The organism is Achromobacter sp. Root170 (genome assembly GCF_001428165.1).
Lineage (GTDB): Bacteria > Pseudomonadota > Gammaproteobacteria > Burkholderiales > Burkholderiaceae_B > Achromobacter > Achromobacter mucicolens.
The window spans coordinates 480,996-507,990 of the sequence record NZ_LMHN01000012.1 but is presented as its reverse complement, the minus strand read 5'-3'; the positions used below and the strand labels follow the sequence as shown (position 1 = coordinate 507,990).

The 26,995-nt window shown below is 65.6% G+C and carries 18 protein-coding genes; 7 read left to right on the top strand and 11 right to left on the bottom strand.

What is annotated here, in order from left to right:
• Positions 1-43: 43 nt before the first annotated feature.
• On the bottom strand, positions 44-3,577 hold the full coding sequence (gene smc / locus ASD87_RS12510) for a chromosome segregation protein SMC (protein WP_056321768.1): 3,534 nt from the start codon (positions 3,575-3,577) through the stop codon (positions 44-46).
• Positions 3,578-3,841: 264 nt separating this feature from the next.
• On the opposite strand from smc, the gene lplT reads away from it, so the two are divergent.
• Positions 3,842-5,155 carry a lysophospholipid transporter LplT gene (gene lplT, locus ASD87_RS12505; RefSeq protein WP_056321765.1) on the top strand — a complete coding sequence of 438 codons (1,314 nt, stop codon included), beginning with the start codon at positions 3,842-3,844 and terminating at the stop codon, positions 5,153-5,155.
• Positions 5,156-5,232: 77 nt separating this feature from the next.
• On the opposite strand, the gene ASD87_RS12500 is transcribed toward lplT, so the two are convergent.
• Both ASD87_RS12500 and tsaB read right to left on the bottom strand, forming a co-directional pair.
• Positions 5,233-6,270, bottom strand: a complete 1,038-nt coding sequence (locus ASD87_RS12500) for a uracil-DNA glycosylase (protein ID WP_056321763.1) — start codon at positions 6,268-6,270, stop codon at positions 5,233-5,235.
• Positions 6,267-7,523 carry a tRNA (adenosine(37)-N6)-threonylcarbamoyltransferase complex dimerization subunit type 1 TsaB gene (tsaB, locus tag ASD87_RS12495; protein WP_056321759.1) on the bottom strand — a complete coding sequence of 419 codons (1,257 nt, stop codon included), beginning with the start codon at positions 7,521-7,523 and terminating at the stop codon, positions 6,267-6,269. The genes ASD87_RS12500 and tsaB overlap by 4 nt, the downstream gene beginning before the upstream one ends.
• A 131-nt stretch (positions 7,524-7,654) precedes the next feature.
• Between tsaB and ompR the strand changes: the two genes are divergently transcribed.
• From ompR to ASD87_RS12475, 4 genes are all read left to right on the top strand, one after another.
• On the top strand, positions 7,655-8,389 hold the full coding sequence (gene ompR / locus ASD87_RS12490; RefSeq protein WP_003813882.1) for a two-component system response regulator OmpR: 735 nt from the start codon (positions 7,655-7,657) through the stop codon (positions 8,387-8,389).
• Between the two features lie 4 nt (positions 8,390-8,393).
• The gene (locus ASD87_RS12485) at positions 8,394-9,821 is read left to right on the top strand and encodes an ATP-binding protein (protein WP_108005088.1); all 1,428 of its coding nucleotides are present in this window, start codon (positions 8,394-8,396) and stop codon (positions 9,819-9,821) included.
• A gap of 59 nt (positions 9,822-9,880) precedes the next feature.
• Entirely contained in the window at positions 9,881-10,429 is a 549-nt protein-coding gene (locus tag ASD87_RS12480) for a peroxiredoxin (RefSeq protein ID WP_006217982.1), read from the top strand.
• Positions 10,430-10,503: 74 nt separating this feature from the next.
• On the top strand, positions 10,504-11,022 hold the full coding sequence (locus tag ASD87_RS12475; protein ID WP_042796792.1) for a carboxymuconolactone decarboxylase family protein: 519 nt from the start codon (positions 10,504-10,506) through the stop codon (positions 11,020-11,022).
• A 76-nt stretch (positions 11,023-11,098) separates the two neighbouring features.
• Here the strand turns inward: ASD87_RS12475 and ASD87_RS12470 are convergent, their stop codons facing one another.
• The 3 genes from ASD87_RS12470 to ispD form a co-directional block, all read right to left on the bottom strand.
• Entirely contained in the window at positions 11,099-13,210 is a 2,112-nt protein-coding gene (locus tag ASD87_RS12470) for a DUF4344 domain-containing metallopeptidase (protein ID WP_056321755.1), read from the bottom strand.
• Positions 13,211-13,385: 175 nt separating this feature from the next.
• Positions 13,386-13,877, bottom strand: coding sequence for a 2-C-methyl-D-erythritol 2,4-cyclodiphosphate synthase (gene ispF, locus ASD87_RS12465; protein WP_056321752.1), 492 nt, complete (start codon positions 13,875-13,877; stop codon positions 13,386-13,388).
• Positions 13,874-14,557 carry a 2-C-methyl-D-erythritol 4-phosphate cytidylyltransferase gene (gene ispD, locus ASD87_RS12460; RefSeq protein ID WP_056321749.1) on the bottom strand — a complete coding sequence of 228 codons (684 nt, stop codon included), beginning with the start codon at positions 14,555-14,557 and terminating at the stop codon, positions 13,874-13,876. Before ispD ends, ispF begins: the two co-directional genes overlap by 4 nt.
• A 29-nt stretch (positions 14,558-14,586) precedes the next feature.
• Between ispD and mfd the strand changes: the two genes are divergently transcribed.
• Together mfd and serB are read left to right on the top strand one after the other, a co-directional pair.
• Positions 14,587-18,069 carry a transcription-repair coupling factor gene (gene mfd, locus ASD87_RS12455; RefSeq protein ID WP_056321747.1) on the top strand — a complete coding sequence of 1,161 codons (3,483 nt, stop codon included), beginning with the start codon at positions 14,587-14,589 and terminating at the stop codon, positions 18,067-18,069.
• A gap of 24 nt (positions 18,070-18,093) precedes the next feature.
• Positions 18,094-18,951 (top strand): phosphoserine phosphatase SerB, encoded by an 858-nt coding sequence (gene serB / locus ASD87_RS12450; protein WP_056321744.1) that lies wholly within the window; start codon positions 18,094-18,096, stop codon positions 18,949-18,951.
• A gap of 121 nt (positions 18,952-19,072) precedes the next feature.
• On the opposite strand, the gene ASD87_RS12445 is transcribed toward serB, so the two are convergent.
• From ASD87_RS12445 to nuoL, 5 genes are all read right to left on the bottom strand, one after another.
• Entirely contained in the window at positions 19,073-21,334 is a 2,262-nt protein-coding gene (locus ASD87_RS12445) for a TonB-dependent siderophore receptor (RefSeq protein ID WP_056321742.1), read from the bottom strand.
• Between the two features lie 276 nt (positions 21,335-21,610).
• Positions 21,611-21,940 carry a DUF2818 family protein gene (locus ASD87_RS12440; protein ID WP_056321739.1) on the bottom strand — a complete coding sequence of 110 codons (330 nt, stop codon included), beginning with the start codon at positions 21,938-21,940 and terminating at the stop codon, positions 21,611-21,613.
• A gap of 16 nt (positions 21,941-21,956) precedes the next feature.
• The gene (gene nuoN / locus ASD87_RS12435; protein WP_056321736.1) at positions 21,957-23,441 is read right to left on the bottom strand and encodes an NADH-quinone oxidoreductase subunit NuoN; all 1,485 of its coding nucleotides are present in this window, start codon (positions 23,439-23,441) and stop codon (positions 21,957-21,959) included.
• Positions 23,442-23,450: 9 nt separating this feature from the next.
• Entirely contained in the window at positions 23,451-24,953 is a 1,503-nt protein-coding gene (locus ASD87_RS12430) for an NADH-quinone oxidoreductase subunit M (protein WP_056321733.1), read from the bottom strand.
• A complete protein-coding gene (nuoL, locus tag ASD87_RS12425) occupies positions 24,950-26,989 on the bottom strand; it encodes an NADH-quinone oxidoreductase subunit L (RefSeq protein WP_056321730.1) in 2,040 nt (679 codons plus the stop codon). Before nuoL ends, ASD87_RS12430 begins: the two co-directional genes overlap by 4 nt.
• Positions 26,990-26,995 lie beyond the last annotated feature (6 nt).

The window sequence follows — 26,995 nt, the reverse complement described above, 5'->3', positions numbered from 1 at the left end:
TAAATCCCGCGCCTGGAAGGCGGCGCCTTTCTCAATATTGGGTTTATGCCGCTTCGGAGGCCATCATCTGGACGGCCGAATCTATGTCTACCGCAACGATACGCGAAACCCCTTGCTCTTGCATGGTTACACCGATCAATTGCTTTGCCATTTGCATCGCGATCTTGTTGTGCGAGATGAAGAGGAACTGCGTCTGCTCGCTCATGTTGGCGACCAGATTCGCATAGCGTTCGGTGTTGGCGTCGTCCAGCGGCGCGTCCACCTCGTCGAGCAGGCAGAACGGCGCGGGGTTCAGCTTGAACAACGCGAACACCAGCGCGGTCGCGGTCAGCGCCTTTTCGCCGCCCGACAACAGATGGATCGTGCTGTTGCGCTTGCCCGGCGGCTGTGCCATCACCTGCACGCCCGCGTCGAGAATTTCTTCGCCGGTCATGCTGAGCTTGGCCTCGCCCCCGCCGAAGAGCTTGGGGAAGAGATCGCCGAAGTGGCCGTTGACGATGTTGAAGGTCTCTTGCAGCAGTTCGCGCGTCTCGCGGTCGATCTTGCGGATGGCGTCTTCGAGGGTCTCGATGGCGGTCATCAGGTCCTGGTGCTGGGAATCCAGGAAGCCCTTGCGTTCGCGCGAGGTGTTCAGCTCGTCGAGCGCGGCCAGGTTGACCGAGCCCAGCGCTTCGATCTGGCGCGAGATGCGGCCGACTTCCTGTTGCAGCCAGCTGGCGCGGCGCCATTCGTCGGGTTGGTTGGCCAGGAACTGGGCCAGCTCCTCGCGGTCGACTTCGCGCGCGTTGAGCTGCTCCGTGAACTGTTCTTCAGCCAGTCGCGCGGCCTGCTCCTGCAGTTGCAATTCCATGATGCGCGCGCGGCGCGGTTCCAGCGTCTGCTCCTGTTGCTGGCGGTCCTCGTCGGCGCCGCGCAGCAGGGCTGCCAGGTTTTCGAGTTCCTGGCGGGCGCGCGACAGCGCTTCCTCGCGCTCGGCGCGCATTTCCAGGGCATCCTGCAAGCCGGCCTGCGACGCGGACGCGTCAAGCTCCGCCAGGTCGCCCATCAACTGTTCCAGCTCGACCGCGCCGCGCTGGCTCTGGTCTGCGGCCAGTTGCTGGTTGCGCTGCAGGTCGGTGATGCGGACCTGGATGCCGCGTTCGGCGAATTCGGCTTCCTGGGCAGCGCGCTCCAGTTCGCGCAGACGGGTGCGGGCCGCCTCGGCTTGCGCCGCCAGCGTCTCGCCGTCCATCTCGGCATCGGCGAACTTGGACTGGTGCTCGGCGAGTTCTTCGTCCAACGCTTCGAAGCGGGCCTCGGCCTCTTCGCGCGTGGCGCGCAGGTCTTCTTCGTGCGCCTTGATTTCTTCCAGGTCCTGACGCAGGCGCGAGGCGCGTTCGCCGGACTGTTCGGCCTGCTGCTGCAGCCGCGAATGTTCCAGCTGAATGTCGTGCACGCGGCGCGTGACTTCGGCCACACGCGTGCGCGCCGGCGAGATGGCCTGGGACACCTGCTGCCAGGCGGCTTCGGCGCGGGCAACCGCGGCGCGGGCCTGGTCGGCGATCAGTTGCTGGGCCTTGATCTCGCGCTGCAGGTTTTCGATTTCCTGCTGGCGCGCCAGGAGGCCAGCCTGTTCCGAGTCGGGCGCATAGAAACGCACGCTGTGCGCGTCGATCAGGTGACCGGCCTTCACCACGCAGGCAGCGCCGGCGGGCAAGGTGGCGCGCAGGGCCAGGGCCTGGGTCAGGTCATTGGCCGTGTAGACGCCCGCCAGCCATTCGTTCAGCAGCGTGCGCAGGTCGGGATCGGTGATGCGCAGCAGGCTGGCCAGCGGCGTGAAACCGGCCGGCGCCGGCGGCGTGGGCGCGGCGGCGGGCAGTTGATAGAACGCCAGCCGGGCGGGCGGCGCATCGTCGGCAAAGGCGCGCGCCCAATCCAGATTGCGCACTTCCATGGAAGCCATGCGTTCGCGCAGCGCCGATTCCAGGGCGGTTTCCCAGCCCGGTTCGACGTGCAGCTTCTGCCACAGGCGCGACAGTCCGGCGAGTTCGTGCTTGGCCAGCCAGGGTTCGAGCGCGCCCTGCTTCTGCACGTCGTCCTGCAGCTTGACCAGCGCGGACAGGCGGGCTTCCAGGCGGGCCAGGTTCTGGGCTTCGGTCTGGGCGGCGGCCTGGGCGCGGCTGCGCTCGGCGTCGGCCTCGGGCACGCGGCCCTCCAGGACGGCCAGTTCTTCCTGGGCGGCTTCGAGCTGGTCTTCGCCCGCGGCGCGGTCGCCGGCCAGTTGTTCCAGGCGCTCGGGGTCGGGGCTGTGCAGTTCGCGCAGTTCCTGTTGCAGGCGCTCGCGCCGCTGGTCCAGGGTCTGCATCTGGCGGTCGGCGTCGCGCTGGGTCTGCGCGACCAGCGCAAGGTTCTGCTCGACACGGGCCAGAGCCGCGCGCATCTCGTCGCGGCCGGCGGCGGCTTCGCGCACGCGCTGCTCGACCGAGGGCAGGCCCGCCTGCGCGTCTTCCGCGGTGGCGCGCGCCTCTTCGGTGCGCGCGGCGGCCGCGGCCAGGTCGTCTTCGGCCTGGGCGATCTGTTCGGTGCAGTGCTCGCGCTGGCTGGTCCATTCGGCGATCTGCTGCTGAAGCTGATCACGACGGGCCTGCAGGCGGTTGCGGGAATCGACGACGTGGCGGATCTCGGCTTCCAGGCGGCTGACCTGGGCGTTGGCCTCGTACAGGGCGCCCTGCGCGGTATGGACGGCGTCGCTGGCGGCGTAGTGGGCCTGGCGCCGGGATTCCAGCGCGGCCTCGCCCGCACGCAGCCCGGCAATGGCCGCTTCCAGTTCGTTCTGGGCCTGCGCCATTTCCTGCGCCTTCTTGGCGCGTTCCTCGCGGGCCCCGGTTTCCTTCAGCAGCCACAGCGAATGCTGCTTCTTTTCGCCGTCGGCCTGGAGCTCGCGGTAGCGGGTGGCCACTTCGGCCTGGGCTTCCAGCTTTTCGAGCTGGCTGTTCAATTCACGCAGGATGTCTTCGACGCGGGTCAGGTTCTCGCGCGTGTCGGACAGGCGGTTTTCGGTCTCGCGGCGGCGTTCCTTGTAGCGCGACACGCCGGCCGCTTCTTCCAGGAAGACCCGCAGTTCTTCGGGGCGGGCTTCGATCAGGCGGTTGATCATGCCCTGCCCGATGATCGCGTAGCCACGGGCGCCCAGGCCCGTGCCCAGGAAGATGTCGTGGATGTCGCGGCGGCGGACCTGCTGGTTGTTGACGAAATAGCTGCTGGTGCCGTCCCGGGTCAACACCCGGCGCACCGCAATTTCGGCGTAGCTGCTCCATTGGCCGGCAGCGCGCCCCTCGCTGTTGTCGAACACCATTTCGACCGAAGCCCGGGCGGCGGGCTTGCGGTTGCCCGAGCCATTGAAGATGACGTCCTGCATGGACTCGCCACGCAGTTCCGATGCCTTGGCTTCGCCCAGCACCCAGCGCACGGCGTCGATGATGTTCGACTTGCCGCAGCCATTGGGTCCCACCACGCCGACCAGCTGGCTGGGCACGGGGATGACGGTGGGGTCGACGAAGGACTTGAAGCCGGCGAGTTTGAGCTGAGTAAGGCGCACAGTACGATGACGACGGGGTGGGTTGAACGAAAGGCGTTAACGGACCTGCCGCACAGATTGCAAACCGGCCCAAGAAGGGCCGGCTCTCATATGGGTCGTATGATACCGCAGGCGGTCTCCACCCTGACCTTGGCGCCGGGCAACCCGCGGGCAAACGCGCAATGGCTCGGGGCAAGGGTCCGGCTATACTCCCTGACACTTTTTGGCACGACACATAATTTTCACGCGGACTGGCCAGCCTCTGGCCAAAGATCGGGGACATTCTTGAAACGTGGTTTCTATCTGGTCATGGCGGCGCAGGCCTTCTCGTCATTGGCGGACAACGCGCTGTTCATCGCAGCGATCGCGCTGATACAGGAGCTGCACGGTCCTGACTGGCTGGCCCCGATGATGAAATGGTCGTTCGCGCTGGCCTATGTCGTGCTGGCCGCGTTCGTCGGCGCCATCGCGGACTCCTATCCCAAGGGCCGCGTGATGTTCTCCACCAATGCCCTGAAGGTGGCCGGCTGTCTGCTGATGTTCTCGTACGCCAGCATCGGCGTCGCCCCCCAATACCAGACCTGGCTGGTCTGCGCGGCCTACGGCGTGGTGGGCATCGGCGCCGCGGCCTATTCCCCCGCCAAGTACGGCATCGTGACGGAAATGCTGCCGCCCACCATGCTGGTCAAGGGCAACAGCTGGATCGAGGGCCTGACGGTCTTCTCCATCATCCTGGGCACCGTGCTGGGCGGCCTGCTGATCTCCTCGTCCGTTTCCACCGCCCTGCTCAGCCACTCCTTCATCGGCAAGCTGGTCCACACGCCGGCCGAGGCCGCCATCCTCGTCATCGCCTTCGTCTACCTGCTGGCGGCGCTGTGCAACCTGATGATTCCCCGCACCCACGTGCGTTATCCGCCGCAGCAGAAGAACCCCGTACGCCTCGTGCGCACGTTCTGGGGCTACGTCTGCGTGCTGTGGAAGGACAAGCTGGGGCAGATCTCGCTGGCCGTCACCACCCTGTTCTGGGGCGCCGGCGCCACGCTGCAGCTTATCGTCATCGAATGGGGCCGCAGCCACCTGGGCTACCAGCTCGACAAGGCGTCGATGCTGATGGGCGTGGCCGCGCTGGGCACGGTGGTCGGGTCGATCCTGGCCGGCCGCATCCCGCTGCGCCGCGCGCTCGCCGTGCTGCCGGTCGGCGCCATGATGGGCCTGGTCGTGCTGCTGATGCCGCTGGTCTACCAGCCCTGGAGCGTCTATCTGCTGCTGTTGCTGACGGGCGGACTGGCCGGTTTCTTCGTGGTGCCCATGAACGCCCTGCTCCAGCACCGCGGCCACGTGCTGCTGTCGGCGGGCCATTCGATCGCCGTGCAGAACTTCAACGAACAGCTCAACATCCTGCTCATGGTGGCCATGTACACGCTGCTGTTGTGGCTGGAACTGCCGATCAACGTGATCATCGTGATCTTCGGCTCTGTCGTGGCCGTGCTGATGGTGGTCTTCATGCGCTGGAGCAAGCGCAACATGCAGGCCAACCCCGACCTGCACGACCAGATCGGACAGGAAGGCCACGGCCGCGCACTGGATACCACCCACTAGGCCGCGCGCGCCAACCACTTGATCTTCCAGCAAAAAACCGGGCTCTCGCCCGGTTTTTTCATTTGCCGCCGGTTCCGCTACAGTTCGCGGGCGGCCAGTTTCAGGTCCTGCCAGGCACGCGCCTTTTCCGACGGGCTGCGCAGCAGATAGGCCGGGTGGTAGCTCACGACGACCGGAATCTGCGCGCCCTCGTCCGTCTTCAAGTGATGGACGCGGCCCCGCAGGCTGCCGATGGTGGCGTCCGTGCCCAACAGCGTCTGCGCGGCAAACCGCCCCAGCACCAGGATGCGCTCGGGTTTGAGCAACGCGATCTGCCGCATCAGATACGGGCTGCAGGCGGCGATTTCCTCGGGTTTGGGATTGCGGTTGCCCGGGGGACGGCACTTGATGACATTGGTGATGAAGACGTCCCGCTCGCGGCTCATGCCCACCGCCGCCAGCATGGCGTCCAGCAACTGGCCCGACCGGCCCACGAAGGGCTGGCCCTGGCGGTCTTCCTGTTCGCCGGGAGCTTCGCCCACCACCAGCCAACGGGTCGGCTGAGCGCCCTGGCCGACCACCGCATGGCGGCGGCCCTGGCACAGGCCGCAGGCCGAACACGCCACGACCTGCGCGGCCAGCTGTTCAAGATTGGCGTCCTTGACGGCCTCGGCCACCGGAATGGGCGGTGGCGCTTCCTCCTGGACTTCGACCTTCGGCGCCGGCCGCGGCGGCGGGCCGGTGCGGTTCAGGATCGAGGCCGGAATGGCCGATGATGCGCGCCCGGATGGCGGGTCTGCCGGCGTGGCGGCGGGCGCGGAAACCTGGGCAGCCTGCGCGGGCGGCGCAATCGTTGGAACCGCAGAGGGCCATTCGGCCGGGGCCGGCGCGACGATGGCGGATTGGGGTGCGGCAGCGGGCGCGCCGCCGGACAGGGCCGAGGGCGCCGCCACGGGGGCTGGCGCCGATGCGCCGGAAGGCACGGCGGCAGAGGGCCCGACGGGCGTCTTGATAACCGGCGCGGCAGGCGGCGTACGCAGCCACAGCCGCTCCATGCCGAGTTCGCGCAGCCAGATGCGCTGCAACGGGTTGATGCGGGGAGGCACGGGGCGCGCCGCGGCGTCCACCGGGTTCATGCCTGGGCTCCGTCGGCTTGGCCAAAGCGCTTTTGCATGACGATGGCATCCTCGCGGCCGCCCTTGTCAGCCGGGTAATAACCACGGCGCACACCGATCTGCAGGTAGCCGTGGCCCTTATAGAAACTGATGGCCGAGGCGTTGGACGGCCGCACTTCCAGCAACAGCCCTTCCAGCCCCCGTTCGCGCGCCTGCTGTTCGCACCAATCGAGCAGCGCGCCGCCGAGCCCCTGGCGGTGCAGGTCCCGCGCCACCGCAATCACCAGCAGGTGCGCCACGTCGGGCGCATACATCAGCACGCAGAATCCGGCCAGTTTGCCCTCGCGCCGCAACGTCCAGGCGCCGTAGCCCGACGCCAGGGCGTCAGCGAAATTGCCGCGCGTCCAGGGGAACGCCTGTACTTGCGCCTCCAGCGCCACGACTTCCTCCAGGTCCGCCTGCGTCATGGGCTGCGGCACCGGCGTGGCGAGCGATGGCTGGGCTTTGGGATTGCCGCCCTCGCCACGCAGGCGCTCGGCGGTGGTGAACGCCACCTTGTCCCGCACATACAGGGGCGCCGCCAGCTCGGGCGCCAGGGTTTCGCCCCGCAGCCAGCCCTGGCGGGCAAGGCGCGCCACGCTGGCTGCCTGCGGCCGCTGGGCATCGACGGCACGGCGCCATTCGGCGGGCGCCGCCATGTCGGCGGCGTATGCGTCCCAGGCATCGCCTGCCAGCAGCGGCGCGATCGGCTGCCCGGCCCGCGCCGACCAGATCGGCAAATGGTGCGCCGTCCAGGGCACGACCTCGGCGGCGGCGATCAGCATCGGCGCCTGCAGGGTTTCCCAGACGGATTCATCACCCGCCGCGGCGCTGCGGCGGTAGACTGCGAGATAGACCTCGTTCATGCGGGCGTCCAGCGCCACGACCACGGCCTCGCCAGGGGTGCCATCGACGTCCGCGGCCACCGCCTGGTGCGAAACAATAGGCAACACCGGGATGCCCAGCCCCAGCGCCATTCCCTGGGCGACGCCGCAGGCCACGCGCAGGCCGGTGAAGCCGCCGGGCCCCTGCCCGAACGCCACGGCGTGCAGCCCTGATGCGGCAATGCCGGCCTCGGCAAGCAGCGCATCGGCCATAGGCAGTAGGCGCTCGGCGTGTTCCTGGGAACCTTCGTGTTCGCGGACACTGATCTCCAGGCGGCCGTCGACCGCCCGCAAAAGGGCCACGCCACATCGTGACGACGAAGTTTCCAGTGCCAGCAGGTTTAGTTCCATAGATGCAGATTGTACGAAATAAGGCGCTGTAACCCCCGGGTGTAAGGGGGATTTCAACCAGGGATCGCAATGTGTAATATCTTGTGAACGCCCTCTAGCCCCCGGTTCTTGTCACTGTTACATTTCCGGCCATGAATACGCAAAACACCACCCCCACCCGAAAAATCCTCGTCGTTGACGACGATCCGCGCTTGCGCGATCTGCTGCGCCGGTACTTGTCCGAACAGGGATTCAACGTTTTCGTCGCCGAAGACGCCAAAGAGATGGGCAAACTCTGGCAACGTGAGCACTTCGACCTGCTCGTGCTGGACCTGATGCTGCCCGGCGAGGATGGCCTGTCCATCTGTCGCCGGCTGCGCGGTGGTCACGACAACACCCCCATCATCATGCTGACGGCCAAGGCGGAAGAAATCGACCGCATCGTCGGCCTGGAGATGGGCGCGGACGACTACCTGTCCAAACCCTTCAACCCCCGCGAACTGCTGGCCCGCATCAATGCGATTCTGCGCCGCCGCGGCACGGAAGAACATCCCGGCGCCCCCAGCCAGGAAAACGAATCCATCGCCTTCGGCCCCTACGTGCTGAATCTGTCCACCCGCACGCTCACGCGCAACGGCGAACAGGTGCCCATCACCACGGGTGAATTCTCGGTGCTCAAGGTCTTTGCGCGCCATCCGAAGATTCCCCTGTCGCGCGACAAGCTCATGGAACTGGCTCGCGGCCGCGAATATGAAGCCTTCGATCGCAGCCTGGACGTCCAGATCTCGCGTCTGCGCAAACTGATCGAGCCAAACCCGTCCAAGCCCGTATTCATCCAGACCGTTTGGGGTCTAGGATACGTGTTCGTGCCGGACGGTGGTAGCTGATCGGCTGGCCCGCCCCGGGCAGGAGCGCAGCGTCGTGCCGCGCCTGCGCAGAACATTCAGGAACCTGACATCACGTTTGCGGCTGGGCTTGTTCGGCCGCACGTTCCTTTTGCTCGCCGCGCTGATGCTCGTCAGCCTGGGCGCGTGGCTTCAAGTATTTTTCAGCATGGAGCTGGGACCGCGCGCCAATCAAATGGCGCAGCGGGTGATCACGGCCGTCAATATCACGCGCACCGCGCTGATCTATTCCCATAACGGCGAACGCAGCAAGCTCCTGCTCGACCTGGCCACCAACGAGGGCATCCAGGTCTATCCGCGCGAGGTCACGGACTTCGCCGAAGCCCTGCCCGACGACGACTACTGGCAACGTGTCGCCCAGCACATCCGCACGCGCTTCGGCCCGGAAACGCAGATTGCCTGGGGCGTGAACCAGGTCCCCGGCTTCTGGGTCAGTTTCCAGATCGAAAAGGACCTGTACTGGCTGGTATTCGAGCGCGAGCAGATTGGCCTGACAGGCGGCATTGAATGGCTGGGATGGGGCGCCACCGCGCTATTGCTGTCTCTGGTCGGCGCCGCGGTCAGTGTGGGATTCGTCAACCGGCCGCTCTCCCGTCTGGCGCGTGCGGCCCAGGTGCTGTCGCGTGGTGAAACACCCGCGCCGCTGCCCGAGCAGGGCCCGCTCGAGATCCGCGACCTGAATGCGTCGTTCAATCGCATGGCCAAGGATTTGCGGCAGGCCGAGGCCGATCGCGAACTCATGCTGGCCGGGATCTCGCACGATCTGCGCACCCCGCTTGCGCGCATGCGGCTGGAAATCGAACTGAGCGGCGTGTCCGAGGACGCGCGGCAGGCCATCGACGAAGACCTCGGCCAGATCGACCACAGCATCGGCCAGCTCATGGAATACGCGCGCCCGGCGGGCACGCTGCCGCAACTGGCCACCGATATTTCCGCCGTGCTTGCCGAACTGTACGAACGCGAGCGCAGCCATACCGCCTCGCTCGGCGGCGAACTGGAAGCCTCGCTCGAACCTGGCCTGCGCGCCCGCATCACCGCGCTGGACTTGAAGCGCATCGTCAGCAACCTGATCGAAAATGCGCGCCGCTATGGCCGCTCGCCCGACGATGGGATGGCGCACCTGAACATGACGCTGCAGGCCGAAGGCAGCATGATCGTCATCGAAGTGTCCGACCGCGGCCCTGGCATCGCGCCGGAAGACGTGGACCGACTGCTGCGCCCGTTCTCTCGCGGTGAGGCCGCCCGCACCGGCGTCAGCGGCGCGGGCCTGGGTCTGGCCATCGTCGAACGCCTGCTCAAGCACGTCGGCGGGTCGCTGCGCATGCTGCCGCGCGAGGGCGGCGGACTCACCGCACGGATAGAGCTGCCCAAAGCCAAGTTTAGGAATTATCAATTAGACAACGATAATCCATAGCGTAAAATTTGTGGTTTGAGGCGCTGCCTTATCTCCACCCAACAACTACGGGAGTAAACATGAAAACTGTTGGCGACAAACTCGAACCCTTCAAGGTCACCGGCGTCAAGCCCGGCTTCAACCAGCACGAAGAAAACGGCGTGTCGGCGTTCGAAGACATCACCGAAAGCTCGTTCCCCGGCAAGTGGAAGGTGATCTACTTCTACCCGAAAGACTTCACGTTTGTGTGCCCGACCGAAATCGTCGGCTTCAACAAGCTGGCCAAGGATTTCGAAGACCGCGACGCCGTCCTGCTGGGCGGTTCGACCGACAACGAATTCGTCAAGCTGGCCTGGCGCCGTGAGCACCCGGACCTGAACAAGCTGGGTCACTACCAATTCGGCGACACCACCGGCGCCCTGATCGACCAGCTGGGCGTGCGTGAAAAGGGTGCTGGCGTTGCCCTGCGCGCCACGTTCATCGTCGACCCGGACAACACGATCCAGCACGTTTCGGTGAACAACCTGAACGTCGGCCGTAACCCGGAAGAAGTGCTGCGTCTGCTCGACGGTCTGCAAACCGACGAACTGTGCCCGTGCAACCGTACGGTTGGCGGCGCCACGCTGTAATTTCCAGCCCGGTCCGGGGCCTGTTCGCAGGCCCTGCTCCGGGTATTTATTGCGCTAGATTATAGGTAAAAACTATGGAATTTCTTACGACCATTAAGGAACAGCTGCCGGATTGGGCCAAGGACATCCGCCTGAATCTGGACGCCGTGATTGCCCGCTCGACGCTGGCTCCCGAAGACGCCGTGGGCGCCGCCCTGTCCGCCGCGTATGCCGCGCGCAGCCCGGTGCTGGTCGAGGCCTTCAAGAGCGGCCTGTCGGAAGGCGACGCCAATGCCGCGCTGACCGCCTCCGCCCTCATGGGCATGAACAACACCTGGTATCCCTACGTGGAGATGACCGGCGACGCCCAGTTGAAGAGCCTGCCGGCCCAGTTGCGCATGAACGCCTACGCCACCCACGGCGGCGTGGAAAAGAAGCGCTTCGAGCTCTTCGCCCTGGTGGCTTCCATCATCGGCAAGTGCCATTTCTGCGTGGCTTCGCACTATGAGAACCTGAAGAACGACGGCCTGTCGACCGAACAGCTGCGCGACGCCGGCCGGATTGCCGCCGTCGTCAACGCCGCCGCGCTGGCGCTGGCCGCCCAAGGCAAGTAAGCGCCCCGCCGCTCGCAAAAAAAAGCCCGCCTGCATGATGCAGGCGGGCTTTTCCTTTTGGCTGACGTGTAACGCGCTATTTGCCGGCGGCGGGCTTGACCGGCGCGGTCGGCAGGCCGTTGGCGGTCCACGCCTCCATGCCGCCCCGATACCAGTAGGCGCGCCAACCCAGGGTCCCCGCGCGCAGCGCCGCGTTGTAGGAGGATCGGTCGTTCATGCCCGCGCCCATGAACACGATGGGCGTGTCGCGCCGGTCTCCGGTGTTCTTCTTCAGCCAGGCGTCCAGCGCGCCTTGCAGGTGGTCCGCGACGCTGCCGTCCGACCCGGCGTCGGACAGCGGATAGGCGATGGGCAGCGTCTCCCGTAGCCCGCTGGTGTCGATGATGAGAATGTTTTTATCGTTGTTGATCAACCGCACCAGCTCCGGCGTCGTGATGATGTCGGCGCGCGTGTGCTTGTTGGGCGTTGGCCCCCGATACGGCGACGAGAACAGCAGGTTCGTCGGCGGCACGCCGTAGTCCTTCAGCTCGTCGAAGGCGCCGGCGGGCAGCGCCGGCATGCCTTGCCCCGCCGCGGGCGGTTGCCGCGGCGCCGGCGGCGCGCCGCCATCCTTGGCGACGACCTCGCCGCCCACCGTGCCCATCTCAATGTCCGAAACCATCACCGCGATGTTCTCGATGAGGTCGTAGCACATCGTGATCGACCCCTCGCGCGGGTTGTACCAGGCGTTCAACTGGCCGCAATCCTTGAACACCACGTTGACCGGCCGCGGCAGCACGTAGGTCTGGCCGAGCAGCTTGATGTTGTTGGTGATGGCCTCGGACAGGTTGTTCGCGAACAGGTTGCCGATCTTGCGCTTGGATGGCTCGAACACCACGTTGACCGGCGCGCCGGGCGCGTTGGCCGGCTGCAGGCCGTCGGGCGTCCAGGTGCCGACCCGCGTATGCGGTGCCAGCAGCCGGCGCCACGCGCGGTTCTGCTTGTTGAATTCGTCCGTGCACCGCGCTTTGGTCCGGTCCTCGAAGCCAACGTGCTTGGCCACCGGTTCGAACACCGCGGGATTGCCGCCGTACATGATGCACAGCATGTTGCGAAAGCGCTTCAAGTCGCCCGTGTGCTCGTCCTGCCAGGCCGAACTTGCCGAGGCGCCGCGCTTTTCCGCCAGCTTGCCGCTGTAGTACCACTGCAGCGCGGCATACGTCGCGGCCTCGCGGGCCATCGTGTTCAGGTCCTCGTCCTTGGTCGGATACATGGTGGGCTCGACGATCTGCAACGCCGAGTACATGTCGACCGCGTCTTCCTCGGCGCCCGTCGCCGGCAACTCCAGCTCGCCGATCAGCGCGTGGCCAAACTCGTGCAGGAAGATGCTGCGCATGATCCCGACGTAGACCCCGACGATGCGCAACGTATCGCCGCCAAAGCGCGGATAGGGACCCTCGCCCGGCAAGCCGGGAGCGTTGTTGGCGGGCGTGCGGGTGGCGGGCGTGTTGTTGGCTGCCGTGTTATTGGCGGGCGCGGGAGGCGGCGCCGCCGACGGCACGCGCGGCGCACCCGCCCCCGCGCCGCCTTGCGCGCCGGACCCGGCGGGCTTGGCAGCCACGTCCGACACGATCATGAAGTCGGCAATGCCGAACGTGCCTTCGTCGTACGCCATGATGCCGATTTCGCTGCCCAGCGCGGGCTCGTTCTCGATATCGGCAATCTTCTGGCCATTGACCAGGAAACGCGCGGCGCCGGGCACTTCCACCACTCTGATGCGGTCGGTGCCGTCCAGCTTGGCCACGTTGGGCACGGAAGCGATGTCGCGGCGCGTCTGGCCCTCCAGACAGAACAGCATCGTGTTGCGGTCCGCCCGGATCTCCAGGAGGCACAGGCTCTTGCGCGCGTTGTTGTTCAGCGCGATGCCGATGGACGCCTTGGGACTCTTCGAGTTGACCATCACGTTGACATCGGTGATGCGGCCCGTCTCGGGCGCAGGCCCCGGATTGATGTAGAACGTCTGCTCGCCGCCGGACACATCGCTATTGCGCAGCGTGAACCAGCCGTCCTGCTCGCCGACGTGCCAGCCCTGCAAAAGCTGCTGTTTGACGGTGCCTGCCAGTGGGCCGAGCTGCTTCTCATACGCCGCGTGCGCGGTGGTAGCAAAAGCGGCCAGCACGAAAAATAGCCCCGCGCCACGGAATCGCATCTGAATGTCCCTGATTAGTCAGATTTCAAGTCGCGCAGCGTATGTCAGATCAAACCCGTCCGCTTATTCATTTGTTAAAGATGTATTCCAACGTAAAAGCCGCCCGGGCTGGCGGCACGGACGGCTTTCGATTTGGGGGCGGGCGTGGCGTTCGCGCCACGGAACCGGTGGCGCGTCAGGAATCCACGCGCGCCAGCAGCGCAACCACCGTCGCCGCGATGCCTTCCTTGCGGCCCAGGTAGCCCAGCCCTTCGTTGGTCTTGGCCTTGATGTTGACTTCGGTCTCTGCCAGCCCCGTATCGGCGGCAATGTTCTTCACCATGGCCGGCGCGTGCGGGCCGATCTTGGGCGCCTGCGCATGCAGCGTGGCGTCGATATTGACCGGCGCCCAGCCCGCCTGGCGCACGCGCGCCATGGCTTCGCGCAGCAGGACGCGGCTGTCGGCCCCCTTGAAGGCCGGATCGGTGTCGGGAAAGTGCCGGCCGATGTCGCCCAGCCCCGCCGCGCCCAGCAGCGCGTCGGTGATCGCGTGCAGCAGCACGTCCGCATCGGAATGCCCTAGAAGGCCGTGCGTATGGGGAATCGTGACCCCGCCGATGATCAGCGGCCGGCCTTCGACCAGCGCGTGCACGTCAAAGCCCTGCCCGACGCGAAAAGGAATGCTCATAGCCATTTTTCCATCAGTTCAAAATCGTCCGGCCATGTCACCTTGAAATTGCGCATCGACCCCGAGACCAGCAGCGGCGCGTAGCCGGCGGCCTCGATGGCCGAGGCCTCGTCGGTGGCGATGACGCCATTCACGGATGCCGCGGTCAGCGCATCGCGCAGCACGCCTGCCCGGAACATCTGCGGGGTCTGCGCCAGCCACAGGCCATTGCGATCCAGTGTGCGCTCGACCCGCTGGTGCCCGCCCTTGACCGTGTCGGCCACCGGCAGGGCCAGCAAACCGCCCACCGGATCGGCCAGGCAGGCATCGATCAGCCGCGCCAGCGCCTCGGCAGGCAAGCCGGGGCGGGCCGCATCGTGCACCAGCACCCAGGTGTCGTCGGCGACCTCGCTGTCGGCAAGCGCGCCGGCGACCGTATCGGCGCGCGTCGCGCCGCCGCAGGCACGCCAGACAGTGCGCGGCAGGCCAGCAAGCGCGGCATCGACCCAGCCGTCGCCCGGGCTGACCGCCACCCGGACCTCGGACACGCGCGCGTCGGCCAGCAACGCGCTGACCGCATGGCGCAGCATGGGCTGTCCGGCCAATGGACGGTATTGCTTCGGAACGGCCTCGTGTCCGGGCCGGCTGGCGCGGGCGCCGACACCGGCGGCGGGCACGATTGCGATGATTGCGTCAGACATGGTGCGGAGATTTTATAATCGTTCGCTTGATGTCCGCTTCCAGCCTGATGCCCGCCCCTTCCTCCTCCGCCACGGCCGCCCCCCCCGTCCCCGCCACGGTTCCCACCCTGTCCGCGCTGAAGCCCGGCACGCGCTACGCGCAGCCCAGGCCGCCGGGCTCCGGCGACGCCTGGCTGCTGGCGGATCTGGCCCGCCAGGCCGGCGGCCCGCTGGTCATCCTGACGGCCGAGCCCCTGGAAGCGCAGCGCCTGGCCGAGGAAATCCAGCTGTTCGCGCCCGGTCTGCGCGTGCGGCAGCTGCCCGACTGGGAAACGCTACCCTACGATGCGTTCTCGCCGCACCAGGACCTGATTTCGGAGCGCCTGCACACGCTGCATTCGCTGATGATGAAGACGGTGGACGTGCTGACCGTGCCCATCACCACGGCGCTGTACCGGCTGGCGCCGCCCTCGTTCCTGGCCGCCTACACGTTCTCGTTCAAGCAGAAGGACCGGCTGAACGAAGCGGCGCTGCGCGCGCAGCTCACGCTGGCCAATTACAACCACGTCACCCAGGTGACCGCGCCCGGCGAATTCTGCCTGCGCGGCGGCCTGATCGACCTGTTCCCGATGGGCTCGGTGGTGCCGTACCGCCTGGACCTGTTCGACGACGAAATCGAGACCATCCGCAGTTTCGACGTGGACACCCAGCGCAGCCTGTACCCCGTGCGCGAGGTCCAGCTGCTGCCAGGCCGCGAATTCCCGATGGACGAGGACGCGCGCAACCGGTTCCGCGCGCGCTTTCGGGAAATTTTCGAAGGCGATCCCTCGCGCGCCCTGCCCTACAAGGATATCGGCAACGGCATCCCCTTTGCCGGCGTCGAGTACTACCTGCCGCTGTTCTTCGAAGAGACCGCCACGCTGTTCGACTATGTGGCCGAAGGCACGGTCATGGTGACGGTCGGCGACATCGACGACGCGATCCAGCGCTTCAACCAGGACACGGCCAGCCGCTACGGCTTCTTGAAGAGCGATCGCGAGCGTCCCGTGTTGCCGCCCTCGGCCCTGTTCCTGGATAACGAATCGCTGTATGGCCGGCTGAAGGCCTTTCGCCGCCTGTCGCTGACCGCCGGCCAGCCGCACCCCGACTTCCGGGCCGCGCCCGACGTCAGCGTGGCGCGCCGCGCCGACGATCCCATCGCCAAGCTGCGCGCGCTGGTGCAAGCGGGACAGACCCGCGTGCTGCTGTGCGCCGATTCCGCAGGACGCCGCGAAACGCTGGTGCAGATGCTGCACGAATTCGGTGTCACGCCCGACGCGCAGCCCGAGACCATCGAGGCCTTCCTGGCGTCGGACGCGCATTTCGGCATCGTCGCCTCGCCGCTGGGCGTGGGCTTTCAGCTGCCGGAGGCGAACCTCGCCTTCCTGACCGAAAACGACCTCTACCCCGGATTGGCGACCCCGGGACGCCGCGGCAAGCGCGACCAGGAGCGCGCCAGCAACGTCGAAGCCATGGTGCGCGACCTGTCCGAGCTGCGCGAGGGCGATCCCGTCGTCCACGCCCAGCACGGCATCGGGCGCTACCACGGCCTGGTCAACATGGACATGGGCGAAGGCGAGATGGAGTTTCTTCATCTTGAGTACGCCAACGGCAGCACGCTGTACGTGCCGGTGTCGCAGCTGCACGTGATCGCCCGTTACAGCGGCGCGGATCCGGAAGCCGCGCCGCTGCACCAGCTGGGCTCGGGGCAATGGGACAAGGCCCGCCGCAAGGCGGCCAAGCAGGTGCGCGACACCGCTGCGGAACTGCTGGCGCTGTATGCGCAGCGCGCCGCGCGCGAAGGCTTTGCGTTCAACCTGCCGCTGAACGACTACGAGGCCTTCGCCGAGGGCTTCGGCTTCGAAGAGACGGCCGATCAGGCCGCCGCGATCCAGGCCGTCATCAGCGACATGACCTCGGGCCGCCCGATGGACCGCCTGGTCTGCGGCGACGTCGGCTTCGGCAAGACGGAAGTCGCGCTGCGCGCCGCGTTCCTGGCCGTCGCCAATGGCAAGCAGGTGGCGCTCTTGTGCCCCACCACCCTGCTCGCCGAGCAGCACGCGCAGACCTTTACCGACCGGTTCGCCGACTGGCCCGTACGCGTGGTGGAACTGTCGCGCTTCCGCTCGGCCAAGGAAGTGTCGGCCGCCATCGAAGGCATCAACGACGGCCGGGTCGACATCGTCATCGGCACGCACAAGATTCTGTCGAAAGATGTGAAGTTCAAGCGGCTGGGTCTGGTCATCATCGACGAGGAGCACCGTTTCGGCGTGCGCCAGAAGGAAGCGCTCAAGTCGCTGCGGGCCGAGGTCGACGTCCTGACGCTCACCGCCACGCCCATTCCCCGCACGCTCGGCATGTCGCTGGAAGGCATCCGCGACTTCTCCGTCATTGCCACGGCGCCGCAGAAGCGCCTGGCCATCAAGACCTTCGTGCGGCGCGAAGACGGCAGCACACTGCGCGAGGCCCTGCTGCGCGAACTCAAGCGCGGCGGCCAGTGCTACTTCCTGCACAACGAGGTCGAGACCATCCACAACCGCCGGGCGCGCCTGGAAGAGCTGGTGCCCGAGGCCCGGATCGCCGTCGCGCACGGCCAGATGCCCGAGCGCGAACTCGAACAGGTGATGAAGGGCTTCTACCAGCAGCGCTACAACGTGTTGCTGTGCACCACCATCATCGAAACCGGCATCGACGTGCCCAGCGCCAACACTATCGTGATCCATCGCGCCGACCGCTTCGGCCTGGCGCAGCTTCACCAGTTGCGCGGACGCGTCGGGCGCTCGCACCATCAGGCCTACGCCTACCTGCTGACGCCGGGCGAGGACGCCATCACCAGCAACGCCAAGAAGCGGCTGGAAGCCATCCAGGCCATGGAAGAGCTCGGCTCGGGCTTTTACCTGGCGATGCACGACCTCGAAATCCGGGGCACCGGTGAAGTGCTGGGCGACTCGCAGTCGGGCAACATCCAGGAAGTGGGCTTCTCGATGTACAACGAGATGCTCAACGAGGCCGTGCGCGCGCTGCGCGCCGGCGAAGAACCCGACCTGGACGCGCCCTTCAATCTGGCGTGCGAGGTCAACCTGCACGCCCCGGCGCTGCTGCCGTCCGATTATTGCGCCGACGTGCATGCGCGCCTGGCCATCTACAAGCGGCTGGCGCACGCCGCCGACGAGGACGACCTGATCCACATCCAGGAAGAACTGATCGACCGATTCGGCAAGCTGCCGGAAGCGGCCCAAACCCTGCTGGCCACGCACCGCCTGCGGCTTGCGGCCCAGCCGCTGGGCATCGTCAAGATCGACGCCAGCGAAGCGCAGGCCCTGATCCAGTTCGGCCCCAAGACCTCGGTCGATCCGGCCCGCATCATCGACCTCGTCCAGCGGCAGCGGCACATCAAGCTGGCCGGACAGGACAAATTGCGCGCCGAGATCAAGGCCCCCCTCATTCCCGCCAGGGCGGACGCCGTGCGCGCCGTCCTACGTGCGCTCAAGTAACCCCGACTCTCGTTCCCATCCGCCATGACTACCCACAATCTCGTCGTTCAATCCCCCGGCCTCGCCATCGAACATGCGGAGCAGCTTGCCGCGCTGGCCCAGGCCCAGGGCGTGGCGCGCATCAGCAACACCGCGGCGCGCCTGCTCGACGTGCAGCACGACGACGAGACGCGCGCGGTGGTATGCGCCTTCGCCGAGGCGCGCGGCGTGGACGCAGCCTTCGTGCCCGCCGGACTGAAGCTTGCCCACTGCAAGGTCCTGGCCATGGACATGGACTCGACCCTGATCAACATCGAATGCATCGACGAGATCGCGGGCGTGGTCGGCGTGAAAGACAAGGTGTCGGAGATCACCGAGGCCGCCATGCGCGGCGAGATCAAGGATTTCGCCGAAAGCCTGCGCCGGCGGGTCGCACTGCTGAAAGGCGCGCCGGCTGGCGCGCTGGACCAGGTCTACGAGGAAAAGCTGCGCCTGAACCCTGGGGCCGAACGCCTGATCTCCACGGCCCAGGCCGCCGGCATCAAGGTGCTGCTGGTGTCGGGCGGTTTCACCTTCTTCACGGAACGCCTGCGCGCCCGCCTGAACCTGGACAGCGCCCACGCCAACACGCTGGAAATCGAAGACGGCGTGCTCACCGGACGCGTGCTGGGCGACATCCTGGACGCCGACGCCAAGGCCTCCCACCTGCGCGACTTCGCGCGCACGCACGGCGCCTCGACGGATCAGATCATCGCAATGGGCGACGGCGCCAACGACCTGAAGATGCTGGCCAACGCCGGCTTTCCGGTGGCCTACCACGCCAAACCGCTGGTGCGTCAGCAGACGCGCTACGCGCTGAACGTCTCCGGATTGGACGGCGTGCTGAACTGGTTCGAGAGCTGATCCTGCCTCAAAGGTCTCCTCAAAGGTGTCTGACACCGCGCCGCAACGCACGCCAGCCACCGCCCAAAAGCAAAAGCCACCTCAGCAACGAGGTGGCTTTTGCTGACGCGGCGCCCCGCCATCAGTACCGCACGCGCAGGGACAGCAGCGCCGCCCGGCCCGTGCCCAGCGCCGCGTAGTGCGCGGCGTAGGCCTTGGTGTAGTACGTTTCGTCGAAGATGTTCAGCACGTTCAACTGCGCCGAGAAGTGCTCGTTGAATTCATAGCCGGCCATCGCGTCGAAGCGCCAGTACGACGGCACCCAGCGCGCCTTGGGCGTGCCGTCGGCGTTCTTCGTGGCGTCCGAGTTGCCGTACACCTTGTCGACGTAGTACGCGCCGCCGCCGACCGTCAGCTTGGGCAGGACCTTGTACGTCGTCCACAGGCTGAAGGCGTTGCGCGGCGTGTTGGGCAGGTCCTGGCCGACGGCGCCGCTGTTGTATGCGCCCTTGGTCATTTCGCTGTCCATGAAGGTGTAGCCGCCGAACACATTCCACTTCGGCGTGATGGCGCCCGAGAATCCCAGCTCGATGCCGCGCACCTTGGCTTCGCCCACTTGCGCCACTTCGGTCGCCGACACCGCCACGCTGGTGTTCTTGCGGATGTCCTGGAACGCCGCGGCCGACAGCGTCAGCTTGTCATCGAACACCTGCCACTTCGTGCCCAGCTCCACCGTGCGGCTCTTTTCCGGTTCCAGCGAAGAGGTCGACAGCGAGGTCGCATCGCTGATCGCTCCACCAGCAATGGCGGACGGCGTCGACGAGGTGCCGTAGGTCGCGTAAATCGTGCCGTTGGGCACGGGCTTGTACGCCAGGCCGACCTGGTAGTTGAAGAGGTTGTCCTCACGGCTCGTGCTGTAGAACGCGGGGGTGCTGGATGGATCGTTGCGGCCGCGCGCGATGTTGCTGCCGCTGGTGCGGTAGTTGTCCCAACGTGCGCCCAGGCTGGCTTGCCACTGTTCGTTGAACTTGATGGTGTCGAAGCCGTAGAGGGCCAGCGTGTCCGTGTTGTAGACGGCAGGATTGTTGTTGCGGGTCAGCTTGCCGGTGTAGTCGTCGTGGGGATTCGGATCCCACAGCGACGTGCACAGCGCCGGGTTCGACAGGTCCGTGGCGCTGACCTTGCAGTTCATCGGGCCCCGCGCGATCGTCTGGGTGTAGCTGTCCTTGTCCTGCTTGATGTTGCTGTACTCGAAGCCCAGGTCGAACGAGTGCTTCAGGCTGCCGGTCTCGAATTCGCCCGTCAGGTCCGTCTGGTTGGCGAACGTCTTGGTGACGTAATAGCCGGACTTGAGCGCGCGATACACCAGCCCGTTCGGGATGTTGCCCTTGCTGTCGTCGGGATTGGTCGCCGCGAAATCCGTCGTGCCGCGGCCATAGCGCGTTACGTTGCGCAGTTGCAGCTTGTCCGAGAAGTCGTGCTGGAAGTCCACGGTGGCAACATCATCCCGGGTCTTCATGAAATCGCGGCCGGTCAGGCCATAGAACGACTTGCGGCTCACGCCCATGGTCTCCGTCACCGGCTGACCCGACTTCGGGTCATACGGAATGGAGTAATCGGGCATGCTGTCGTCCTGGTAGTGGTAGTAGCTCAGCGTGATGCGCGTCGGCGTGCCCACGCCCAGCATCAGCGACGGCGCCACGCCCCAGCGCTCGAAGTCCACTGCGTCATCGCGGCCCGGCGTGTCGCCCTTGTTGCCCATCACGTTCAGACGGAAAGCCGCCTTCTCGCCCAACCGCCAGTTGCTGTCGATCGTGGCGCGGTAGTTGTTGTCCGTGCCGATCTGCGCCGTGGCTTCGGTGAAGTCCGTGGCCTTTGGCGTCTTGCCGACCATGTTGATGCTGCCGCCCGCGCCGCCGCGGCCGGAGTACACCGAATCCGGTCCCTTGATGATCTCGACCTGCTCCAGATTGAAGGTATCGCGCACCTGCGTGCTGCTGTCGCGGATCCCGTCCAGGAAGATGCTGCCTGCCGAATTCTGGCCGCGAATGATGGGCAGGTCACCGCCCGGACGGCCGCCCTCACCCGCGCCGAAGGTGATCCCCGGCGAGTTGCGCAGCACGTCCTGCAGCGTGGATGCCGCCTGATCCTGGATCACCTGCTGCGGCACAACCTGCACCGTGCGCGGCGTGTCCAGCAAAGGCGCCGTCATCTTGGGAGACTGCGCGGTCGACGTCTGGTACGACGAGCTTTCGCCCTCCACGCGGACGGGCGACAACTGCGTCACGCCGCTGTCAGCGGACTGCGCTGCGGCATAGGGACTGACAAACAACGCGGGGGCGGCAATCGCAGCAGCCAGCGACGTGGCGAGCGTATTCAGCGAATACGAATCTTGGGGCTTCAATCCAGCTTCTCCAGAATGTAAATAGCAACGATTCTTGTTTTTTTGTCGTTTGCGATTCTGAACCGAGGCGCTGAATGAAACCTGAATGACAGGCTTTTGATGATCTAAAAGATAAAAAAACAACAGAGTTGATCTGCCGCAAAAGCGAAACGGTCGGAGAATCGAATCGGGGGCAGATCAACGGTGGGATCCGGAAGGGTCACAAGCCCCTGCCGGCATGCGCAGGACAAAAAAAACGCCCCGGAATTCGGGGCGCTATTTTGTGCTGCGCAGGACTCAGACCCGAAGGCGAGGATGCCGCTTGAAGAGGTACCGGTACACGAACCCGGGATACGCCAGCACCAGATACAGGCTGAGCGTGATGGCGTAGAACTCCCAGGTCTGGGCGAAGCGGTTGCCCAGCGTAGACTCGAACGCAAAGCCCAGCGCGCCGACGATGGCGTAGAACACCAGCACCTCGACCAGCCGCAACCAGAACGGCTTGACCGCCACCGCCCCACCCTGCTTCCAGGGCAGCACGGCGAAGACGCGCTCGGTCAGGAAAGGAAGATTCGCGCTGACAAGCGCCAGCGCGATCAACAGCCACACCGCCAGCGTCTGGTTCATGGCTGTTATCCGTTCCTTAGAGGCTCAGCGACGAGCGGATGGCCTGCACGCACAGGGCCATCAGGCCACCCGGCAACAGACCCAGCACCAGGATCAAGGCGCCGTTGATCGACAGCACGCCGCGCTGGCCGGCCGTGGCCACCATCGGGGCAGCGTCGGCCGCCGGTTCGTCGAAGTAGACGACCTTGACCACACGCAGGTAGTAGAACGCGCCGATCAGCGAGAACAGCACCGCGACCACAGCCAGCGTCACGTGGCCGGCGGAAACCAGCGCCTGCAGTACGGCCAGCTTGGCGTAGAAGCCCACCAGCGGCGGGATGCCGGCCAGCGAGAACATCAGGAGCAGCACGATGGCGGCATGCCACGGGCTGCGGCGGTTCAGGCCCTTCAGGTCGTCGATGTGCTCGCACTCAAAGCCCTGGCGCGACAGCAGCAGCACGATGCCGAAGCTGGCGAGCGTGGTCAGCACGTAGGTCAGCATGTAGAACAGCGAGGCGCCGTAGGCGGCCGACGACAGTTCCGGCTTGCCGGCCACCGACCCCGACATCAGGCCCAGGAGCACGAAGCCCATGTGCGAGATGGTCGAGTAAGCCAGCATGCGCTTGAAGTTGGTCTGGGCAATGGCGGTCAGGTTGCCGATGGCCAGCGACAGCACCGCCAGGATCATCAGCATCGGCTGCCAGTCGGTGGCCAGGCCGTGCAGGCCGTCAACCAGCAGGCGCAGCGTGATCGCAAAAGCGGCCAGCTTGGGCGCGCCGCCCAGAATCAGCGTGACGGCGGTGGGCGAACCCTGGTAGACGTCCGGCACCCACATGTGGAACGGAACGGCGCCCAGCTTGAACGCAAGGCCCGACACCAGGAACACGATGCCGAACACCAGCGCCATCTTCTCGGCCTTGCCGGCGGCGATGACGTTGGACACTTCGGTCAGGTCAAGGTGACCCGTCGCGCCATAGATCATGGACATGCCGTACAGCAGGAAGCCCGAGGCCAGCGCGCCCAGCACGAAGTACTTCATGGCGGCTTCGGTGGCCACGACGTTGTCGCGGCGCAGGGCGATCAGCGCGTACAGCGCCAGCGACATCAGCTCCAGACCCAGGTAGATGGAGATCAGGTTCCCGGAGGAGATCATGACCATCTGGCCCAGCAGGGCAAACAGCGTCAGCACGTAGAGTTCGCCGCCGCGCACCATGTCGCGAACCTGCGCATACACGCGGCCGTAGATCAGCGTGACGCCGACGGCAAGGTACGAAGCGATCTTCAGCAGGTGCGACAGCTCGTCCGTGACGTACAGGCCGTTGAACGTCGAGCCAGCCACGCCGTTCTTCCACTGCACGGCCGACACGACGGTCAGCACGCCCAGGGCAAGCATGGTCAGCAGAAACGTCGGCTTGCGCTCGGGGTGATTGCTGACCGCGTCGATGAGCAGGATAGCCAGGCCGAAAATCAGCAGAAGGATTTCCGGTGTCGCCAAGGCGAAATCGATTTGGGATTGCATCATTGTCTTGTCTTACAGTTTCGAGACGGCAACGTGTTGCAGCAGGGCCTCGACCGACACGTGCATGACGTCGGTAAAGGGCTTGGGATAGATCCCCATGTACAACACGGCGATCGCCATCACGCCAAGAATCACGAATTCGCGGCGGTTGATATCGGTCAGCTCGCGCACGTGGTCGTTGGCGACATCGCCCAGGACGACGCGCTTGACCATCCACAGCGAATACGCCGCGCCCAGGATCAGGGCAGTAGCTGCCAGCAGGCCGATCCAGAAGTTGTGCTCGACAGCGCCCATGATCACCATGAATTCGCCGACGAAGCCGCTGGTGGCCGGCAGGCCGCTGTTGGCCATCGAGAACAGGATGAAGAACGTGGCAAAGCGCGGCATCACGTTGACCACGCCGCCGTAGTCGGCGATGCGGCGCGAGTGCATGCGGTCATAGAGCACGCCAATACACATGAACATGGCGCCCGACACGAAGCCGTGCGAGATCATCTGCACGATGGCGCCTTCGACGCCGGCCGTGTTGAAGATGAAAAAGCCCAGCGTGACAAAGCCCATGTGAGCGACCGACGAATAGGCCACCAGCTTCTTCATGTCGTCCTGCACGATCGCGACCAGACCGATGTAGATCACGGCAATCAGCGACAGCGTGATCATCAGGCCGGCCAGGCTGTGCGAGGCGTCAGGCGCGATCGGCAGCGAGAAGCGCAGGAAACCGTAGGCGCCCAGCTTCAGCATTATCGCGGCCAGCACGATGGAGCCACCCGTGGGCGCTTCCACGTGGGCGTCCGGCAACCACGTGTGAACCGGCCACATCGGCACCTTGACCGCGAAAGCCGCGAGCAGCGCCACGAAGATCAGGATCTGCGGGGTATAGCCCAGCTTGGTCTGCTGCCAGGTCAGGATGTCGAACGAACCGCCCGAGACATTCCAGAGGTAGACGAACGCGACCAGCGTCAGCAGCGAACCCATCAGGGTGTACAGGAAGAACTTGAACGCCGCATACACGCGGTTCGGTCCGCCCCAGACACCGATGATGATGTACATCGGGATCAGCGTGGCTTCGAAGAACACGTAGAACAGCATGCCGTCCAGCGCGCAGAACACGCCCACCATCAGACCCGACAGGATCAGGAAGGCGGCCATGTATTGCGCGACGCGGCTCGTGATGACTTCCCAGCCGGCCAGCACCACGATGATGGTGATGAACGCGGTCAGGAGCACGAACCACATCGAAATGCCGTCGATGCCCAGGTGGTAATTGACGTTGAAGGCCTCGATCCAGGAGGTCTTCTCCACGAACTGCATGGCGGCCGTGGAGGAATCGAACCCGGTGTAGAGCGGAATCGTGACCAGGAAGCCGGCGATCGCGCCGACGAGCGACAGGCCGCGCGTCAGGCCGGGACGGTCGTCACGGCCCACCGCCAGCACCAGCAGGCCGAATACGATCGGGACAAAGATCGCAAGCGTGAGCCAGGGAAAAGTGTTGGATGCCATCTCGCTTGCCATCATTGGGGAATCAGCACAAAGAAAGTCACCAGCGCCATGACGCCGATGATCATTGCGAACGCGTAGTGATAGATGAAGCCGGACTGCAGGTGGCGGCTGATGGCTGCCACCCAGCCCACGACACGGGCGCTGCCGTTGATCAGGATGCCATCGATGATGCCGCGATCACCGGTCTGCCACAGGCCGCGGCCCAGGCAGCGCAGACCACGCGCGATGACCTGCTCGTTGAACCAGTCGACGTAGTACTTGTTCTCGAGGATCTTGTTCACGCCCGACAGGTTGGCCTTGATGGCGGCCGGCACCTTGGGGTTGATCAGGTAGCAGTACCACGAGATGACGAAGCCAGCGACGACCAGCCAGAACGGCAGGGTCTGGAAGGCATGCAGGCCGTAGGCGACCCAGCCGTGCCATTCCTCGCTCAGCACGTGCATGGCGGGATGCTGCTGCGGCAGCACCTTGATGACGCCGTCGAAGAACTTGCCGAACACCATCGGGTCGACCGCCCAGGCGCCGACGAACACCGACGGAATGGCCAGCAGGATCAGCGGCAGCGTGACGACCCAGGGCGACTCGTGCGGCTTGCCGCCGTGGTGGCCATGGCCGTGGTCGTCATGGCCGTGATCGTCGTGACCGTGCGCGTCATGGCCGTGGCCGTGGTCGCTGGTGTCGAAGCGTTCCTTGCCATGGAAGACCAGGAAGTACACGCGGAACGAGTACAGCGACGTGACGAACACGCCGATCAGCACGGCATAGTAGGCAAAGCTAGCGCCCCAGACGTTGGCCTGGCCGGCGGCTTCGATGATGTTTTCCTTCGAGTAGAAACCCGAGAAGAACGGCGTGCCGACGAGCGCCAGCGTGCCCAGCAGGAAGGTGATCCAGGTGATGGGCATGTACTTGCGCAGGCCGCCCATGTTGCGGATGTCCTGGTCGTGGTGCATGCCGATGATGACCGAACCCGCACCCAGGAACAGCAGCGCCTTGAAGAACGCGTGCGTCATCAGGTGGAAGATCGCGACCGAGTAGGCCGACGCACCGAGCGCGACAGTCATGTAGCCCAGCTGCGACAGCGTGGAATACGCAATGACCCGCTTGATGTCGTTCTGGATGATGCCCAGGATGCCCAGGAACAGCGCACCGATGGCGCCGATCACGATGATGAACGACAGCGCGGTATCCGACAGTTCGAACAGCGGCGAGAAACGCGCGACCATGAAGATGCCGGCCGTCACCATGGTGGCGGCGTGGATCAGCGCGGAAATCGGGGTCGGGCCTTCCATCGAGTCGGGCAGCCAGGCGTGCAGCGGAACCTGGGCCGATTTGCCCATGGCGCCGATGAACAGGCAAATACATGCCACCGTCAGCAGCATCCAGTCGGAGCCGGGCAGCGTCATACCGGCCAGCTTGTCGGCCTGCGCGAAGACTTCACCGTAGTGCATGGTGCCGGCGTAGGCGAACAGAAGGCCAATGCCCAGCACGAAACCGAAGTCGCCGACGCGGTTGATCAGGAACGCCTTCATGTTGGCGAAGATCGCCGTGGGGCGCGTGTACCAAAAACCGATCAGCAGGTAGGACACCAGGCCCACCGCTTCCCAGCCGAAGAACAGCTGCACCATGTTGTTCGACATCACCAGCATCAGCATGGAGAACGTGAACAGCGAGATGTACGAGAAGAAGCGCTGGTAGCCGGGATCGTCAGCCATGTAGCCGATGGTGTAGATGTGCACCATCAACGACACGGAGGTCACCACGACCATCATCATGGCCGACAGCGGATCGATCAGGAAGCCGATTTCCAGCTTGGTCTGGCCGATCAGGCTCCAGGTGTAGACCGCGCCGTCGAAGCGCAGGCCGTTCAGCACGTCGCCCAGCACCACCACCGAACCGATGGCGGAGATGAGCACGCCCAGGATGGTGATGACGTGCGAGGCGCGGCGGCCGATGGGACGGCCCAGGAACCCGGTGCCGAAAAGGCCCGCGAGAATTGCTCCGGCCAGCGGCGCCAGCGCGATGAGCAGGTAGAGATTGGGTGAGCTAGACATTTTCTT

Coding starts and splice junctions, on each gene's coding strand:
- ASD87_RS12500 (WP_056321763.1), bottom strand. CDS start 6,270: ATGAACCCGGTGGACGCCGCGGCGCGCCCCGTGCCTCCCCGCATCAAC.
- ispD (WP_056321749.1), bottom strand. CDS start 14,557: ATGTCTGACGCAATCATCGCAATCGTGCCCGCCGCCGGTGTCGGCGCC.
- tsaB (WP_056321759.1), bottom strand. CDS start 7,523: ATGGAACTAAACCTGCTGGCACTGGAAACTTCGTCGTCACGATGTGGC.
- ASD87_RS12475 (WP_042796792.1), top strand. CDS start 10,504: ATGGAATTTCTTACGACCATTAAGGAACAGCTGCCGGATTGGGCCAAG.
- nuoL (WP_056321730.1), bottom strand. CDS start 26,989: ATGTCTAGCTCACCCAATCTCTACCTGCTCATCGCGCTGGCGCCGCTG.
- ASD87_RS12430 (WP_056321733.1), bottom strand. CDS start 24,953: ATGATGGCAAGCGAGATGGCATCCAACACTTTTCCCTGGCTCACGCTT.
- ASD87_RS12480 (WP_006217982.1), top strand. CDS start 9,881: ATGAAAACTGTTGGCGACAAACTCGAACCCTTCAAGGTCACCGGCGTC.
- mfd (WP_056321747.1), top strand. CDS start 14,587: ATGTCCGCTTCCAGCCTGATGCCCGCCCCTTCCTCCTCCGCCACGGCC.
- ASD87_RS12440 (WP_056321739.1), bottom strand. CDS start 21,940: ATGAACCAGACGCTGGCGGTGTGGCTGTTGATCGCGCTGGCGCTTGTC.
- ompR (WP_003813882.1), top strand. CDS start 7,655: ATGAATACGCAAAACACCACCCCCACCCGAAAAATCCTCGTCGTTGAC.
- nuoN (WP_056321736.1), bottom strand. CDS start 23,441: ATGATGCAATCCCAAATCGATTTCGCCTTGGCGACACCGGAAATCCTT.
- ASD87_RS12470 (WP_056321755.1), bottom strand. CDS start 13,210: ATGCGATTCCGTGGCGCGGGGCTATTTTTCGTGCTGGCCGCTTTTGCT.
- serB (WP_056321744.1), top strand. CDS start 18,094: ATGACTACCCACAATCTCGTCGTTCAATCCCCCGGCCTCGCCATCGAA.
- ispF (WP_056321752.1), bottom strand. CDS start 13,877: ATGAGCATTCCTTTTCGCGTCGGGCAGGGCTTTGACGTGCACGCGCTG.